Here is a 14,171-nt window from a genome sequence, read left to right as displayed (position 1 = left end):
TAAATTCGATTGTGAGCACCCTTAGCTCAGCTGGATAGAGTACTCGGCTACGAACCGAGCGGTCGAAGGTTCGAATCCTTCAGGGTGCGCCATTTTTATATCCCTTTTCCTATGAATCAAAAACTTTATCACAAGAGACATTTTTGAGTTTTGTCGCTGATTTTGTCTTTTTACTAAGCTTACGTTTAATTTAATATCGCAAGTGGTATATAATACACAGTATTTTTTAGTTAATGTAAGACAGAGATTTATCAATGCCGTTGAATCCTAGTTCTCCTGACTGGCACAAGGTTTCAGGAAGTAATTCCGTGAATGACGGGAGAGTGAATAACAATCCGAACGAACCGCTTGGAATGCCTCATGATTTTGAAGCAGAGCAGGCTGTACTCGGTTCTCTGCTGTTGACCCCTAATAAGCTTGAGATAGTTAATCAGAAAATCACTGCGGAAGATTTTTTCAGTGATAATCACAAGTTAATTTACAGCGCTATACTTAGGCTTTCTGTTGCTGATAAATCAATAGATATCATAAATCTGGCTGATGAGCTCAAACAGTGCGGTCAGCTGGAAAAAATAGGCGGTCAGTCATATCTGCTGTCACTTCAGAGCAAACCTCCTACATCTGTAGATATCCTCAGTTATACCGCAATTGTCAACGAAAAGTCTCAGGCCAGAAAAATACTGAATCTGATTGCCTCCGTTGAAAGAAGTCTGTATGTACCCAACGGTGTTTCCGTTTCTTCAATAAGAGACGAGCTTGAAAATAATATTATAAAGCTTGGTGAAGAAAATTCTGGTCTGGATGAGAATACTCCAAAGGATATCAAATCTATAATTTTTGATGTAGTAAACGATATTCGAGAAAACAACAATAAGAATATTGATGTTACAGGTGTTACCTCGGGTTATACAGATCTTGATAAAATGACAGCTGGATTTCATGCCGGTGAACTTATTATTGTCGGTGCCAGACCTGCAATGGGTAAAACCACCTTTGGTATGAATCTTGTTGAAAATATGGCATTTAAATCGAATCCCGGTATTAAACCGGTTCTTGTGTTTTCGATAGAAATGAATGCCAAGGAAATAGTTACCAGGCTTATTTCTTCCATGGCTCACATTGAAATGGACAGACTTAAGAAGTATCGTCTTGATGAAACGGATCTGAAAAACATGCTTACCGTGGCAACAACGGTAAACAACTATAAATATCCTCCTATTTTCATATGTGACGGTCAGGTGTCTGCCCAAGAGATTAGAGCCATAACAAAGCGTCTGTGCCGAGAATATAACGGTCTGGGCGGGGTGATGGTCGATTATCTCCAGCGTATCAATTTCCCTAACGACGGCAGAGCCAGACATGAGCAGATCGGCGAAGCTTCATGGATTCTTAAATCTCTGGCAAAGGAACTGCAGATTCCGGTTATTGCTTTGGCTCAGGTAGCTCGTGACATCGAAAAGGGAAGAAAGGATAAACGACCTATGAATGCAGACCTTCGTGAATCTGGTTCTATAGAACAGGATGCCGATGTCATTATGTTCGTGCATCGTGAAGAAGTTTATCAGAAGGATAATCCTGAAGTAAAAGGAAAGGCTGAAATTATTATCAGTAAGCAGCGAAACGGTCCGACGGGAATAGTTGACATGTTTTTCCAGGGAAATTATGCGAGATTTACTGAAACAGCTCATACAAATATGGAGCAGTCAGTGTAATGTGTGATGTGTTTTGAACTGTTCATGTGTGAGTTTTTAAAGATTTAGAATAATAGGATTAATGATGAAGACCGTGCAGGCACAGATAGATTTGAGTGCCCTAAAATATAACGTAAATTTAATAAAAGACAGACTGCCGGGGTGTAAGGTATACAGTGTGCTAAAGGCTGATGCTTATGGACACGGGAGTGTAAGATGTGCTCAGGCCCTGAATGATACGGCATATGGTTTTGCGGTAGCCAGAATAGAGGAGGCCATAGAACTCAGAGAGGCGGGTATAGACAAACCTGTTCTTATGCTTGGCGGTTTTTTCAGGGAAGACGATCTTAGTCTCATTGAAAAGTATAATATTGAGTTTACGGTTCATTCACTGTGGCAGATTGAGGCTCTGGACAGATATCAGAAATCGGATGTGTTTACTGTGTGGCTGCAGGTTAATGTCGGTATGCAGAGACTTGGGTTCAATTCTGATGAACTGGCTGCGGCGAAAGACGCACTCTCTGCGTGTACCAGCGTAAAAAAACCTATTGGAATAATTTCACATCTTAGCTGCGCCGATGATGAAAGTCTGAAAAATTATAACAAGCAGCAGTTGCAGGAATGGAACAGAATGGCTGCTGACTGGAATGGACCAAAGTGCCTGTCAAATTCAGCTGCCTGTGCCTATTTCCCTGAAAAATCGACAGAATTTGTAAGACCGGGTATAACTCAGTATGGCATTTCTCCGACTTTAGGTAAAACAGGTCGAGATCTGGGGTTGAAACCCGTCATGAAGCTGTCTTCTGAAGTTATTGCCATAAGAGATCTTAAACCGGGTGATGTGGTCGGTTATGGTGCTTCGTGGGTTTGCGAGAAAACTACCAGACTTGCAATTGTTGCTGTCGGTTATGCTGACGGATATCCTCGGGCGGTTCCGAGCGGAACTCCTGTCGAGATAAATGGAAGGCTTGTGAAAACAGCCGGTCATGTGTGTATGGATATGATGTTCATTGATCTCGGGGCTGATGCCGTGGACAAGATAGGTGATAAGGTTTACCTCTGGGGAACGGATAACATAGCTGTTGAAACCATCGCGGAATCAATTAATACTATTCCGTATGAACTTGTATGTCATCTTTCTGACAGAGTTGAATTTATTTATTCATAGACGAATAAGAAACTGTATTTTGTTGGACAAAAAAATCAGTTGCACCTTTACGGCTGCAACTGATTTTTTATTGTACGTTTAAACGAAATCTGAATTAGAAGTTGAATTCTTCCTTTTCATATTTCTTGGACAGTCTGATGTTGTCACCTAGCTGTTCCATCAGTTCCTGAAGCTCAGCTTCAGCCTTATCCAGTTTATCTTCGCAGTTGTCAAGGGCAATAAGTTCTTCTTCACACTCATTGCTCTTTTCCCCTTTCTGCTGGCAAACCAGTTCTGAACGCTTTTTCTGAGCATCGTACTTGTCCTGAGCGAATCTTAATGGCAGATCATGAGGTTTTTTGAAACTGACACCTTTTGAGTCAATGTTCACATACAACCAAGGGTGACCCCAATCCCATACAGGAAAAATAAATTCAACAGCATTGTTGTCGGCAGTGTAGAGCGAGGTGTTACTGTTGACTTTACCTAACAGTGCAACTAGAACAAGTGCTACAATGCCGTAAAGAAGGACTTTGTAAAACATAAAAAACTCTCTTATGAAAATCTGTGTATGACGTTTAACACCTATATAACATTATACTAAAAAACAATAACTTGCGCACTATTATATATTATTTGATTACATCATTTTCTTTGAATATACTTTTTTGTCAAAAAGTATGTGATTATCTTAAAATATGATGCTTCGATTTATATTTACCGCAAGAAAAATGGACTGGCACTAAATTGAAATTCTGAGAAAAAATGAGAACCGGAGGTTCTCATTTTTTGGGAAATGTTATTAGTGGATATTCAGTAATTTACTTCTTGAATCTCATTGACAGATCCATTGCCTTAACGTTCTTTGTTAAAGCTCCCACAGAAATAAAATCAACCCCGATTTTTGCGTATCTTGCAATAGTGGAAAGATTTACATTGCCACTGATTTCAAGCTTTGCCTGATGATTTGTAATCTTTACAGCTTCTTCCATTGCCGGAATGTCAAAGTTGTCAAGCATGATTATATCGCTCTTCGCATCAAGAGCCTGCTGGAGCTCATCAAGATTTTCAACTTCAACTTCAACCATTTTGCCTGGGTTAAGCTTTCTTGCTGTTTCAATAGCCTGTTTTATGCCACCGCATGCCATGATGTGATTTTCCTTAATCAGGTATGCATCGAATAGTCCCATGCGATGGTTATGTCCGCCGCCGGCTACAACCGCGTGCTTCAGAGCGGTACGTAATCCAGGAACAGTCTTTCTTGTATCAAGAAGTGTGCAGTTTGTTCCTTCCATTTCCTTGACATAAGCTGATACTGCGGTAGCGACACCTGATAATGTCTGTACGAAGTTCAGTGCGGTACGTTCAGCTGTGAGCATGATGCGCGCATTGCCGTGAAGACGGAACAGTTCCTGACCGGGAGCAACCTTGTCACCATCCTTTACGAGCCATTCTACGGAAACCTTGTCTCCTAACTGATGAAATATTTCATCAACCCAGGCCTTACCGCAGAATACACCTTCTTCACGAGTGATTACTGTAGCATCACTGATACGGTCAGCCGGAATTAATTGAGCAGTAATGTCAAGAGAAGCATCAAGCTCTCCGCCCAAATCCTCTTTGAGGGCCAGAGCAACTGAATTGGTAATATCATTACTTAACATAATATGAATCCTGTTTTCGTTTAAATTCGGAAAGGTGACAGTTAAAATCACGACCACCTATATTATATACCATGAACTGATGTTTTTTCACTTCATGGTTCCACTTAAATCTTTTTTGCAATAATTAAAGTCCCGAAATACCTATGATGATGTCTGTGAGTCAGGTCTTTACAAGAAAATAATTTAGAGTTGAGTCGGTCATTAAGTAATAAGAATGAGATTTAAGTCGAAAAAATGATAAAAAAAATGTATAATACAGCACCCATTGTGTTTTAGTGATTTTTTTGATTTCAACACATTGAGGATTGTTTTGTTTATTAAAAACTTTAGTGACGTAATATGCTTGAAATAACCTCTCTTGAAAATAGATTAGCTGACTATCAGAATCGTACTGACAGTCTTAGGGGGTATCTTTGACCCTGACAGTAAACAGGAACGACTTGAAGAAGTAGAAGGTTTACTTGCCAATCCGGATGTTTGGGGAGATCAGAGCAAATATCAGGAGCTCAGCAGGGAAAAACAGGAACTTGAATCATGCACAGGAACCTTCAGGACTCTGTCCGGTTATTTTGAGGACTGTGAAGTCCTGTTTGAAATGGTTAAGGGTGATCAGGACGAAATGGCTTATCAGGAGCTGGTTTCCGTACTTGATTCAGTGGACAGCCTGTTATCGGAACTTGAGTTTAAGCGCATGTTCAGTGGTGAACACGATCCGTCAAACTGTTATATGGACATTCAGTCCGGTTCAGGTGGAACGGAAGCTCAGGACTGGGCAAGCATGATTATGCGCATGTATCTGAAATTTGCCGATAAGAACGGATTCAAAAGCGAGATTATTGAAATATCCGAAGGTGAAGTTGCAGGGATTAAATCAGCAACCATCAAATTCACCGGACCATATGCATACGGATGGTTCAGAACTGAAACCGGAGTACATCGTCTGGTGCGCAAGTCTCCTTTTGATTCAGGCAATCGTCGTCATACATCATTCTGTTCGGCATTTGTTTATCCAGAGGTGGATGACAGGATTGAGATTGAAATCAATCCGGCAGATCTCCGTGTTGATGTGTACAGAGCTTCCGGTGCAGGTGGCCAGCATATCAATAAAACCGATTCTGCTATAAGAATTACACATATTCCGACGAACACGGTAGTGCAGTGTCAGAATGAACGTTCCCAGCACCAGAACAGAGAACAGGCTATGAAGCAGCTGAAGGCTAAGCTTTATGAACTCGAACTTCGCAAGAAGCAGGAGGAAAAGCAGAACCTTGAAGACTCAAAGTCTGATATAGGCTGGGGCAGTCAGATCAGATCATACGTGCTTGATGATTCACGCGTGAAGGATTTACGTACCGGCTACGAAGACAGAAACACAGTATCTGTACTTGATGGCGGTATAAAGGAATTTATTAGAGAAAGCTTAAAAGCAGGACTTTAATTCAATAGGAAAAAATATGGAAAATCAGCTTGAGACTCAGAATTCTGAGTTAAACAATGAAATGGCACAGCGTCTCGCTAAGTTAGATGAAATCAGAAAAAACGGTATCGCTTTTCCTAACGATTTCCGCAGAGATCATATCTCATCAGATTTACACAGCCTTTATGATGATAAGGATCCGGAAGCTCTTGAAGCTGAAAAACATGTAGTGAAGATTGCCGGTCGTATGCTTACCCGCCGTATTATGGGGAAGGCATCATTTGCAACCCTGCAGGATATGGGTGGCAAGATTCAGATTTACGTAACCCGTGACGATTTACCTGAAAATCAGTACAACGAAGAGTTCAAGAAGTATGACCTCGGTGATATAGTTGGCTGTGAAGGTTTTGTATTCAAGACCAAGACCGGCGAATTGTCAGTTCATGTAACCAATATAAGATTATTAACCAAGGCATTACGTCCTCTTCCTGAAAAGTTCAAGGGACTGGTGGATCAGGAAGCACGCTGTCGTCAGAGATACCTTGACCTTATTTCAAATGAACGTTCAAGAAACACCTTCATTATTCGTTCAAAGGTTATTGCAGGTATCAGAAAGTACATGACCGCTCACGGATTCATGGAAGTTGAAACACCGATGATGCAGACTATTCCAGGCGGTGCATCTGCAAGACCGTTCATTACTCACCACAATGCCCTTGATATGGATATGTACCTCCGTATTGCACCGGAACTCTTCCTTAAGAGACTGGTTGTAGGCGGTTTTGAACGCGTGTTCGAAATCAATCGTAACTTCCGTAACGAAGGTATCGACGTAAGACATAATCCTGAATTCACCATGATGGAATTCTACATGGCTTATGCAGATTATCATGATCTGATTGATTTTACAGAAGATCTGTTCAAGACTCTTGCTCTTGAAGTTCTCGGAACCACCAAGATTCATTATGCAAAAGACGGTGAAGAAGGTCTTGATCTCGATTTCGCACAGCCGTTTGACCGTCTGACAATGAAGGAAGCCATCTTAAAGTATGCAGACTGGATCAAGCCTGAAGATCTTGAAGATTATGATCGTGCTCATGCCATCGCTGAAAAGCTTCATATTGAAATTCTGAGTGCATGGAAGCTGGGTCATCTGATTTCCGCTATCTTCGAAGAAGTAGCTGAACACAATCTGCAGCATCCAACCTTTATTACTGAATATCCGTTCGAAATTTCTCCTCTTGCAAGAAGAAACGATAAGAACCCTGATTTCACAGACCGTTTCGAATTCTTTATTGCAGGTCGTGAACTTGGTAATGCGTTCTCAGAACTTAACGACGCACAGGATCAGGCCGCAAGATTCAGAGCGCAGGTTGAACAGAAGGAAGCCGGTGATGATGAAGCCATGTATTATGATGCAGACTTCATTACAGCTCTTGAACACGGTTTACCGCCAACTGCAGGTGAAGGTATCGGTATTGACCGTCTGGTTATGCTGTTTGCAAACTGCCATACCATCAGAGACGTAATTTTATTCCCAACCCTCAGACCTCAGAAGTAATCCGGTAACAGGTTGAAATAAAAGCCGGCAAGTTGATCATTTTAGGATCGAATATTGTTTCTCTTCGGAGTATAATAAGTCGGCTTGTTGATAATTTTAGCAAAGGAAAGTAAAAGAATGATCCATGGATCAATAGTTGCTCTTATTACTCCGTTTAAAGACGGAAAACTTGATGAAGTTGCTCTCCGCAATATTGTTAAGTGGCACATCGAACAGGGAACAAACGGTATTGTTCCTGTTGGTACTACCGGTGAATGTCCTACCCTTACCCCTGAAGAACACTGCCGTGTTATCGAAATTACGGCTGAAATTGCCAAGGGCAAGATGAGCATTATCGCTGGTGCCGGTTCAAACAATCCTGTTGAAGCAATTGAATACAGCAAGGTTGCAGAAAAGGCCGGAGCCGATGCTACTCTACATGTAGCAGGTTATTATAACCGTCCTAACCAGGATGGTCTGTATGCACATTTCAAAAAGCTTCATGATGAAACCAATATTCCTATTGTTCTGTACAACATTCCGGGCAGAGCTGTAGTTAATATTCTTCCTGAAACCGTTGCAAAGCTTGCTGAGCTTCCACGAGTAATCGGTATCAAAGATGCTACCGGTGATCTGGCAAGACCATGGGTTGAAAGACAGCTTATCAAGAGAAAGGATTTCGTGTGGCTTTCCGGAGAAGATGCTACAGCCGTAAGTTACAACGTGGCTGGCGGTACCGGTGTAATTTCCGTAACTGCAAACGTTGCTCCAAAGCTTGTTGCTGAAGTTCAGGCTCTTACCCTTGCCGGCAAGTATCTTGAAGCCCGTGAAAAACAGGACAGCCTGATGCGTATGCACAAGCTGATGTTCAAGGAACCAAGTCCGGCCGGTGCTAAGTACGCATGCTCACTGCTTGGCTTATGTACTGAAGAATGCCGTCTGCCGGTAATGCCTCTCTCCGCTCAGACCAAGGCTGAAATCAAGAGTGCAATGCAGGATCTCGGTTTGATTTAATCAATTTCCTGAGTGCAAAATGATAAGTCAGAAGCCGTAAACGCATGTTTACGGCTTCTGTGTTTCCACACTGATAAAGTATAACCGGTTCAGGTTTTAAGTGGACTAGTTATGAACATCAGTTATAATATTCACGTTTCAAGCCCTAGATATTCACAAACCTAGGATTTAACCGATTTACTAACAGGCAGAATATAATTTATGGAAAGTGTAATTGAAGAAGAAGTTCCTCATCTGAGAAGAATTAAGAGCTACGTATTAAGAGAAGGTCGTCTGACTACCGGGCAGGAAAGAGCTCTCAGGGAATTGTGGCCTGAATGGGGGATTGAGTATACTGAATCACTGCTTGATCTGGATAAGGTATTCGGACGCAGTAATGCTCCTCTCACCGTGGAAATCGGCTTCGGTATGGGTAAATCTCTGGTTGAAATGGCTTCTAAGGCTCCAGAACGCAATTTTATCGGTATTGAGGTTCATACTCCCGGTATAGGGGCCTGTCTGGCTGATATCAGGGATCATAATATATCAAATCTCAGAGTTGTTCATCATGATGCCGTTGAGGTATTTAACAGTATGATTCCTGATGATTCTGTTGATACTCTGCAGCTTTATTTCCCTGATCCGTGGCATAAAGCACGCCATCATAAGAGAAGAATTGTAAAACCTGAATTTCTGGATATGATCATGCCTAAGCTCAGACAGGGCGGTGTGATTCATATGGCCACCGATTGGGAAAATTATGCTGAACAGATGCTGGAGGTTTTAAGTGCAGACTCCCGTATTGAAAATCTGTCAGCAGATAATACATACGTGCCGAGACCGGATTTCCGTCCGCTTACCAAATTTGAATTAAGAGGTCAGCGTCTGGGGCATGGTGTTTGGGATTTAATGTTCAGGAAAAAATAAATGTCTAACGAAAGACTTGAAGCTCTGACTTTGTGGTACAGAGGTCTGTCTGAAAAGCATGTATCCACTCCAGTAATGATCAGTGGAGATGCGTCATTCAGAAAGTTTTACCGTGTTGATGAAGGAATTCTGATGGATGCTCCTCCGGCAACAGAGAAGAATCATGAATTTGTAGATTTAAGCGGTATGTATCTTTCGAACGGTATTCGTGTGCCAAAGGTGATTGCCGTAGATTATGAACAGGGGTTCATTCTTGTTGATGATCTCGGTGATGAAACCATGTCAAAAAGAATGAGTTCTGCAGATGGTACAGCTCTATGTCTTGATGCCGTATCTCTTCTTGGCAGACTTGCTGCGGCTGATGCGGGGGATCTTCCTCCGTTTGACAGGGAGTTCATGCTGAGGGAAATAACCATTGGCACGGAATGGTATTTTCAGAAAGCTTTGGGTGTGACATTTTCAAAAAGGGATCAGAAAACGCTGGAAAGTTCTTCAAGAATAATGATTGCAAACAATCTGAAGCAGCCGCAGGTTTTCATGCATCGCGATTTTCACTGTCGTAACATAATGATTACCGGAGATGAATTTGCCCTGGTTGATTTTCAGGACAGTGTTCACGGGCCTCTGTGCTACGATTTTGCCTCAATGGTTTTTGACTGTTACCGCGATTTTTCCGAAAAGGAAAGAAATTCCATGACAAAGGCATTTCTCAATGAAGTCAAAAAGCGAAAGGTTGTTTCTGAAAACGTTGATTTTGTGCAGTTCAGAAAGATGGTTTATCTGACGGCCCTTCAGAGACTTTACAAGTGTGTGGGGATATTCAGCAGACTTTATCTTCGTGATGGTAAGAAAGGATACCTGCAGTATATTCCAAGAGTTATCTACAACATTAAGATGATCTGCAGTATGTATCCGTCTTTATCGGGGCTTAGCGATCTTTTTACAAAATATGAAAGGCATAATGTCGATTTTTCATCTATGGTGGACGAGTGCAGTACTTTTAACCCTGCAAATTTAAAGAGGTGACATTAAGCCTCAGCAACTGATTTGAACATAAAACCGGCTTTCTGAGTTTATTATCTGCGGAAAGCCGGTTTTGTAGTTTAAATGTGGACGTGTACACACTATAATCAGACGCGCCTATTTATATTGTAGGTTTATTCTTTTTTTCGGATTAAAATGCAATAATAGATCGTAAACCCGTATGCAGTCTGTAGTTTTGACTGTGATTATCAATAATTTCCGTAGACAAGGATTGTTTTTATGAAGGCTATGATTCTGGCCGCCGGCAGAGGCGAAAGAATGAGACCTCTGACCGATACCACACCAAAACCTTTACTGAAAGTAAATGATAAGTCTTTAATTGAATACCATATTGAAAAACTGAAGAATGTCGGTATTAAGGATTTGGTCATCAATCATGCATGGCTGGGTGACGTTATTGAAAAATCCCTTGGAAACGGCGGCAGATACGGTGTCAGGATAAGTTACTCCCCCGAGCAGCAGGGCGGACTTGAGACTGCCGGTGGAATCAGACATGCTCTTCATCTTTTGGGCAATGAACCGTTTATCGTTGTTAACGGTGATGTTTACAGTGAATTTGATTATGCAGAACTGGTTAATCTCGAGCTTGGGGATGCCTTAGGATGTCTTTATCTTACTGACAATCCTGATTTTCATCCGCAGGGAGATTTCTGTATCAGAGACGGGTATCTGGATCTTACTCCTGAATTGACATTCAGCGGTATATCCGTATATCGTCCGGAAGCATTTAAGGACATTCCGGATGAAAGAGCCAAGCTTAAGCCGTATTTTGAAAAATGGAGCGCAGACAGAAAGCTGCTGGCCCGTTATCTGAATGCGTACTGGTGTGATGTAGGAACTCCTGAAAGATTAAATAATCTGGACTTAAGACTGAGACATCAGGAAAAATAGGAGGTGGATATGAGTGACGTTGTTATGCAAGTGGCAAAGAGAGCCTATACCCTGATATTTGTTATCATTACCGCCTTTATCAGCTGTTACTTTATGATTGATACTCCAATGCCGGCCATCATTCTTGTTGGTGTCGCCTGGATACTGGGGGCAACGCTTGATAAAAAATATAATCCTGCAAACAAAAGACCAGAATACACGGAAGAACAGAAAAGGGTATTCAACGCCTCCAAATTTATTCTTGCAGGGTATATTTCTCACAACTCAAGAGCCAAGCCTAACCAGTTGGAAAAAATTCTGAAAACACTGGATGATCTGGCAGACAGTGAGGAAGATAAGGCTTTTTTTGAGGAACAGTTTAACATTGGCCGAACAGTAGGCTTTGATCCTACTGATACCTGTGTGAAACTTCGTGCAGCCATCAATGATGATGAGGTATATCGTCATCGCCTTCTTGAATTTCTGGTTTATGTTGTTTTTATTGACGGTGTGATGACCATTGAAGAGAAAAATCGGCTGAGCAGAGTAGCTGAAAGAATGGCTATTCCTCTGTTCAAGCTTGAAAAATACATAAGGCAGAATAAAGCTATCAGTGAATTTGAAAATTTTATATCCACACTCGGTACAAGACAGAAGTATGCGGAAGCTCAGATTACCACCAGCAGTTACAACAGAGGGTATGTTCCACATGATGAAATTTCAAATTCTCTTGAAGTATTCGGTTTAACCAAGAAAGCCAGTATCAATGATGTGCGGTCAGCCTATCTTAAAATGATGAAAAAATATCATCCGGATCGTCTGGCTTCAAGAGGGTTGAGTCCGGATATGATTAAGCTTTATTCCGAAAAAACAAAGGTTATTCAGAAGGCTTATGAGATTCTGAAGAAGTACTATGAATCACGTTGATTTCTAGATTTTTTTCATATAAATACCCCGTTCTGCTGAACGGGGTATTTATTCATGTTGGCATGTTAAACGGATTTTCAGTGAGATATGGTAACCCGTATCGCACTATTCGGTGGCAATACCGAATTCTTTTCTGGTTTTCTGGATAAGATCCAGAATTTCGGCTTCTGATACTGCTTTTTTCAGTATCGCCTTTACCGCGTTTTCAATAGGTGAATTTTCAGAGTAGTCGGTTTTGAATATAAGTGATGCACGTTTGCCGGACGCACATATATCCTTGACATTGTTTTTGCCGTTAGGATTATTGTCATCATAGACAGCTATTGAGTGCCCCCCAAGATTATTCATTACTCTGAAGCATGGAATGTCAGTGGAACCGTCACCGATAAACAGCATTCTGTTGAATGGAATGTTTCTCTGTTCATCAGGAATGTATCTGTTCACGGTTGCATTTTCGCTTTCATCGAACGCCCCTTTGTTTATTCTGAACAAATACTGGGTTTTGGTTGTGTAGTTTACCGCCTGTGCCGGCCAGCAGGCCACGCCGTTGGCATCGTACATGAAACTGGAGGCAAATACTTTTTTAAATTTACCATTGATGGGACTGCCTTCAATTATCTCCTTCAATCCGGAAGATATAATGTAGTGTTCGACATTGACACCGATACTTTTTCCGAACTCGTTGATACGATCGAACCATGTGTCTACTCCGGGGAAAAGAGTTATTTTTTTTCCGTTGTTGACAAAGTCCTCTCTTCTGATGGGAATATCTGCAGCGGTAGCCTTTTTGATCATCAGGTACATATAAGACAGAATATGGTCTGCATTATGTTTAATACCGATTTCGGCTGCTTCCTTCCAGAAGTCACCAGCTGTAACCCCGAGTTTAGGAATAAAATCATATTCCTGCATATTGTGGTTACTGAGGGTGCCGTCAAAATCGTATGCAATTGCAAAGGTAATTTCTTTATCCATGCAGTATTCCCTCCAAAATATTACTGAAACAGCAGCAGGAGTCTAAAACAGCTCAACATCTTCCGGAATTCTGAAAGGCGGCAGGTGCTTAAACTCCATCAGCTCATTTGTAACCGGATGATAAAATGACAGATATCCTGCATGCAGCTGCAGATGAGGTACGATATCCCTTAATTCAGGAGGAGCGTATAAATGATCCCCGAGTATAGGATGTCCAAGAACCATCATGTGAACTCTCAGCTGATGGGATCTGCCGGTTATCGGCTGAAGCTTCACCAGAGTCCTGTCATTTTCTCTTTTCAGACATTTGAAATTTGTAATAGCCTCACGTCCGTTGACGTAATCAACTCTCTGGAGCGGCCTGTTCAACCAGTCCACGCACAGGGGCTTGTTGACAACCCCATGATCCTGTTCAACAATCCCTCCGACCCATGCAAAGTAAATCTTGTGGGTTTTTCGTTCCTGAAACTGTTTGCCGAGTCGTCCGGTAGCCATTTTGTTTTTTGCAACAACCAGTATGCCCGAAGTACTCATATCCAGTCTGTGTACTGCGGCGGCTTCAGGGGTATCCCTTCTGACACGACTTAAAATGCTGTCATTGTGTTCGGCAGCTTTGCCGGGAACGCTCAAAAGTCCGCTTGGTTTGTTTACCACTATAATGTCAGTGTCTTCATAGAGAACTTCGAGAAACGGATCCATCGGGGGGGTGTATACAAAAGTGTCTGATGTCTGATTACTCATATAATTAGTATATTCTGTTTGATTAAATAACGATGCGGAATTGGATGCTTTTTTGATGAAACTCTTGATATTTTACCTAACTGATTTTAGTTTTGTTAATTTTTTTGATTGTGCCGGATAAAGATAATTAAACCGGTATAATTATTTTTATGGATATAAACATTTACATGTATTGTGTTGTAGGTCATTTATATTATTTAATTCTGATGTTTATTACATTCAAAATAATGTAGAA

The 14,171-nt window shown here is 41.4% G+C and carries 13 protein-coding genes and 1 tRNA gene; 10 read left to right on the top strand and 4 right to left on the bottom strand.

The window, feature by feature from the left end:
- Positions 1-15: 15 nt before the first annotated feature.
- From T489_RS0110420 to alr, 3 genes are all read left to right on the top strand, one after another.
- Positions 16-92: transfer RNA gene (locus tag T489_RS0110420), tRNA-Arg, on the top strand.
- Between the two features lie 216 nt (positions 93-308).
- Positions 309-1,712 (top strand): replicative DNA helicase, encoded by a 1,404-nt coding sequence (gene dnaB, locus T489_RS0110415; RefSeq protein ID WP_198020475.1) that lies wholly within the window; start codon positions 309-311, stop codon positions 1,710-1,712.
- A 61-nt stretch (positions 1,713-1,773) separates the two neighbouring features.
- Entirely contained in the window at positions 1,774-2,859 is a 1,086-nt protein-coding gene (gene alr / locus T489_RS0110410) for an alanine racemase (protein ID WP_369791977.1), read from the top strand.
- A gap of 94 nt (positions 2,860-2,953) precedes the next feature.
- Here the strand turns inward: alr and T489_RS0110405 are convergent, their stop codons facing one another.
- Positions 2,954-3,382: a hypothetical protein gene (locus tag T489_RS0110405; protein WP_031579975.1), complete on the bottom strand. Its 429-nt coding sequence runs from the start codon at positions 3,380-3,382 to the stop codon at positions 2,954-2,956.
- Between the two features lie 277 nt (positions 3,383-3,659).
- Positions 3,660-4,502, bottom strand: a complete 843-nt coding sequence (nadC, locus tag T489_RS0110400) for a carboxylating nicotinate-nucleotide diphosphorylase (RefSeq protein WP_031579974.1) — start codon at positions 4,500-4,502, stop codon at positions 3,660-3,662.
- Between the two features lie 339 nt (positions 4,503-4,841).
- Between nadC and prfB the strand changes: the two genes are divergently transcribed.
- The 7 genes from prfB (at position 4,842) to T489_RS0110365 (ending at position 12,220) form a co-directional block, all read left to right on the top strand.
- A protein-coding gene (gene prfB, locus T489_RS0110395; protein WP_157608209.1) for a peptide chain release factor 2 occupies positions 4,842-5,940 on the top strand; the annotation gives its coding sequence in 2 pieces (ribosomal slippage) (positions 4,842-4,916 and positions 4,918-5,940; 1,098 coding nt in all).
- 16 nt (positions 5,941-5,956) lie between these two features.
- Positions 5,957-7,480 (top strand): lysine--tRNA ligase, encoded by a 1,524-nt coding sequence (gene lysS / locus T489_RS0110390; RefSeq protein WP_031579972.1) that lies wholly within the window; start codon positions 5,957-5,959, stop codon positions 7,478-7,480.
- A gap of 117 nt (positions 7,481-7,597) precedes the next feature.
- Positions 7,598-8,473, top strand: coding sequence for a 4-hydroxy-tetrahydrodipicolinate synthase (gene dapA, locus T489_RS0110385; RefSeq protein WP_031579971.1), 876 nt, complete (start codon positions 7,598-7,600; stop codon positions 8,471-8,473).
- A gap of 201 nt (positions 8,474-8,674) precedes the next feature.
- Positions 8,675-9,379: a tRNA (guanosine(46)-N7)-methyltransferase TrmB gene (gene trmB, locus T489_RS0110380; RefSeq protein WP_031579970.1), complete on the top strand. Its 705-nt coding sequence runs from the start codon at positions 8,675-8,677 to the stop codon at positions 9,377-9,379.
- Positions 9,380-10,405: an aminoglycoside phosphotransferase family protein gene (locus tag T489_RS0110375; protein ID WP_051622026.1), complete on the top strand. Its 1,026-nt coding sequence runs from the start codon at positions 9,380-9,382 to the stop codon at positions 10,403-10,405.
- Between the two features lie 237 nt (positions 10,406-10,642).
- The gene (gene murU, locus T489_RS0110370) at positions 10,643-11,314 is read left to right on the top strand and encodes an N-acetylmuramate alpha-1-phosphate uridylyltransferase MurU (protein WP_031579968.1); all 672 of its coding nucleotides are present in this window, start codon (positions 10,643-10,645) and stop codon (positions 11,312-11,314) included.
- A gap of 9 nt (positions 11,315-11,323) precedes the next feature.
- On the top strand, positions 11,324-12,220 hold the full coding sequence (locus tag T489_RS0110365) for a DnaJ domain-containing protein (protein ID WP_031579967.1): 897 nt from the start codon (positions 11,324-11,326) through the stop codon (positions 12,218-12,220).
- Positions 12,221-12,325: 105 nt separating this feature from the next.
- Here the strand turns inward: T489_RS0110365 and T489_RS0110360 are convergent, their stop codons facing one another.
- Both T489_RS0110360 and T489_RS0110355 read right to left on the bottom strand, forming a co-directional pair.
- Positions 12,326-13,195, bottom strand: coding sequence for an HAD family hydrolase (locus T489_RS0110360; protein ID WP_031579966.1), 870 nt, complete (start codon positions 13,193-13,195; stop codon positions 12,326-12,328).
- A gap of 42 nt (positions 13,196-13,237) precedes the next feature.
- Positions 13,238-13,936 (bottom strand): RluA family pseudouridine synthase, encoded by a 699-nt coding sequence (locus T489_RS0110355; RefSeq protein WP_031579965.1) that lies wholly within the window; start codon positions 13,934-13,936, stop codon positions 13,238-13,240.
- Positions 13,937-14,171: the final 235 nt, after the last annotated feature.

It is taken from the genome of Ruminobacter sp. RM87, from assembly GCF_000701925.1.
GTDB lineage: Bacteria > Pseudomonadota > Gammaproteobacteria > Enterobacterales > Succinivibrionaceae > Ruminobacter > Ruminobacter amylophilus.
Note: the sequence above shows the minus strand (reverse complement) of the source record. Positions and strands in the feature narration are given on the sequence as shown.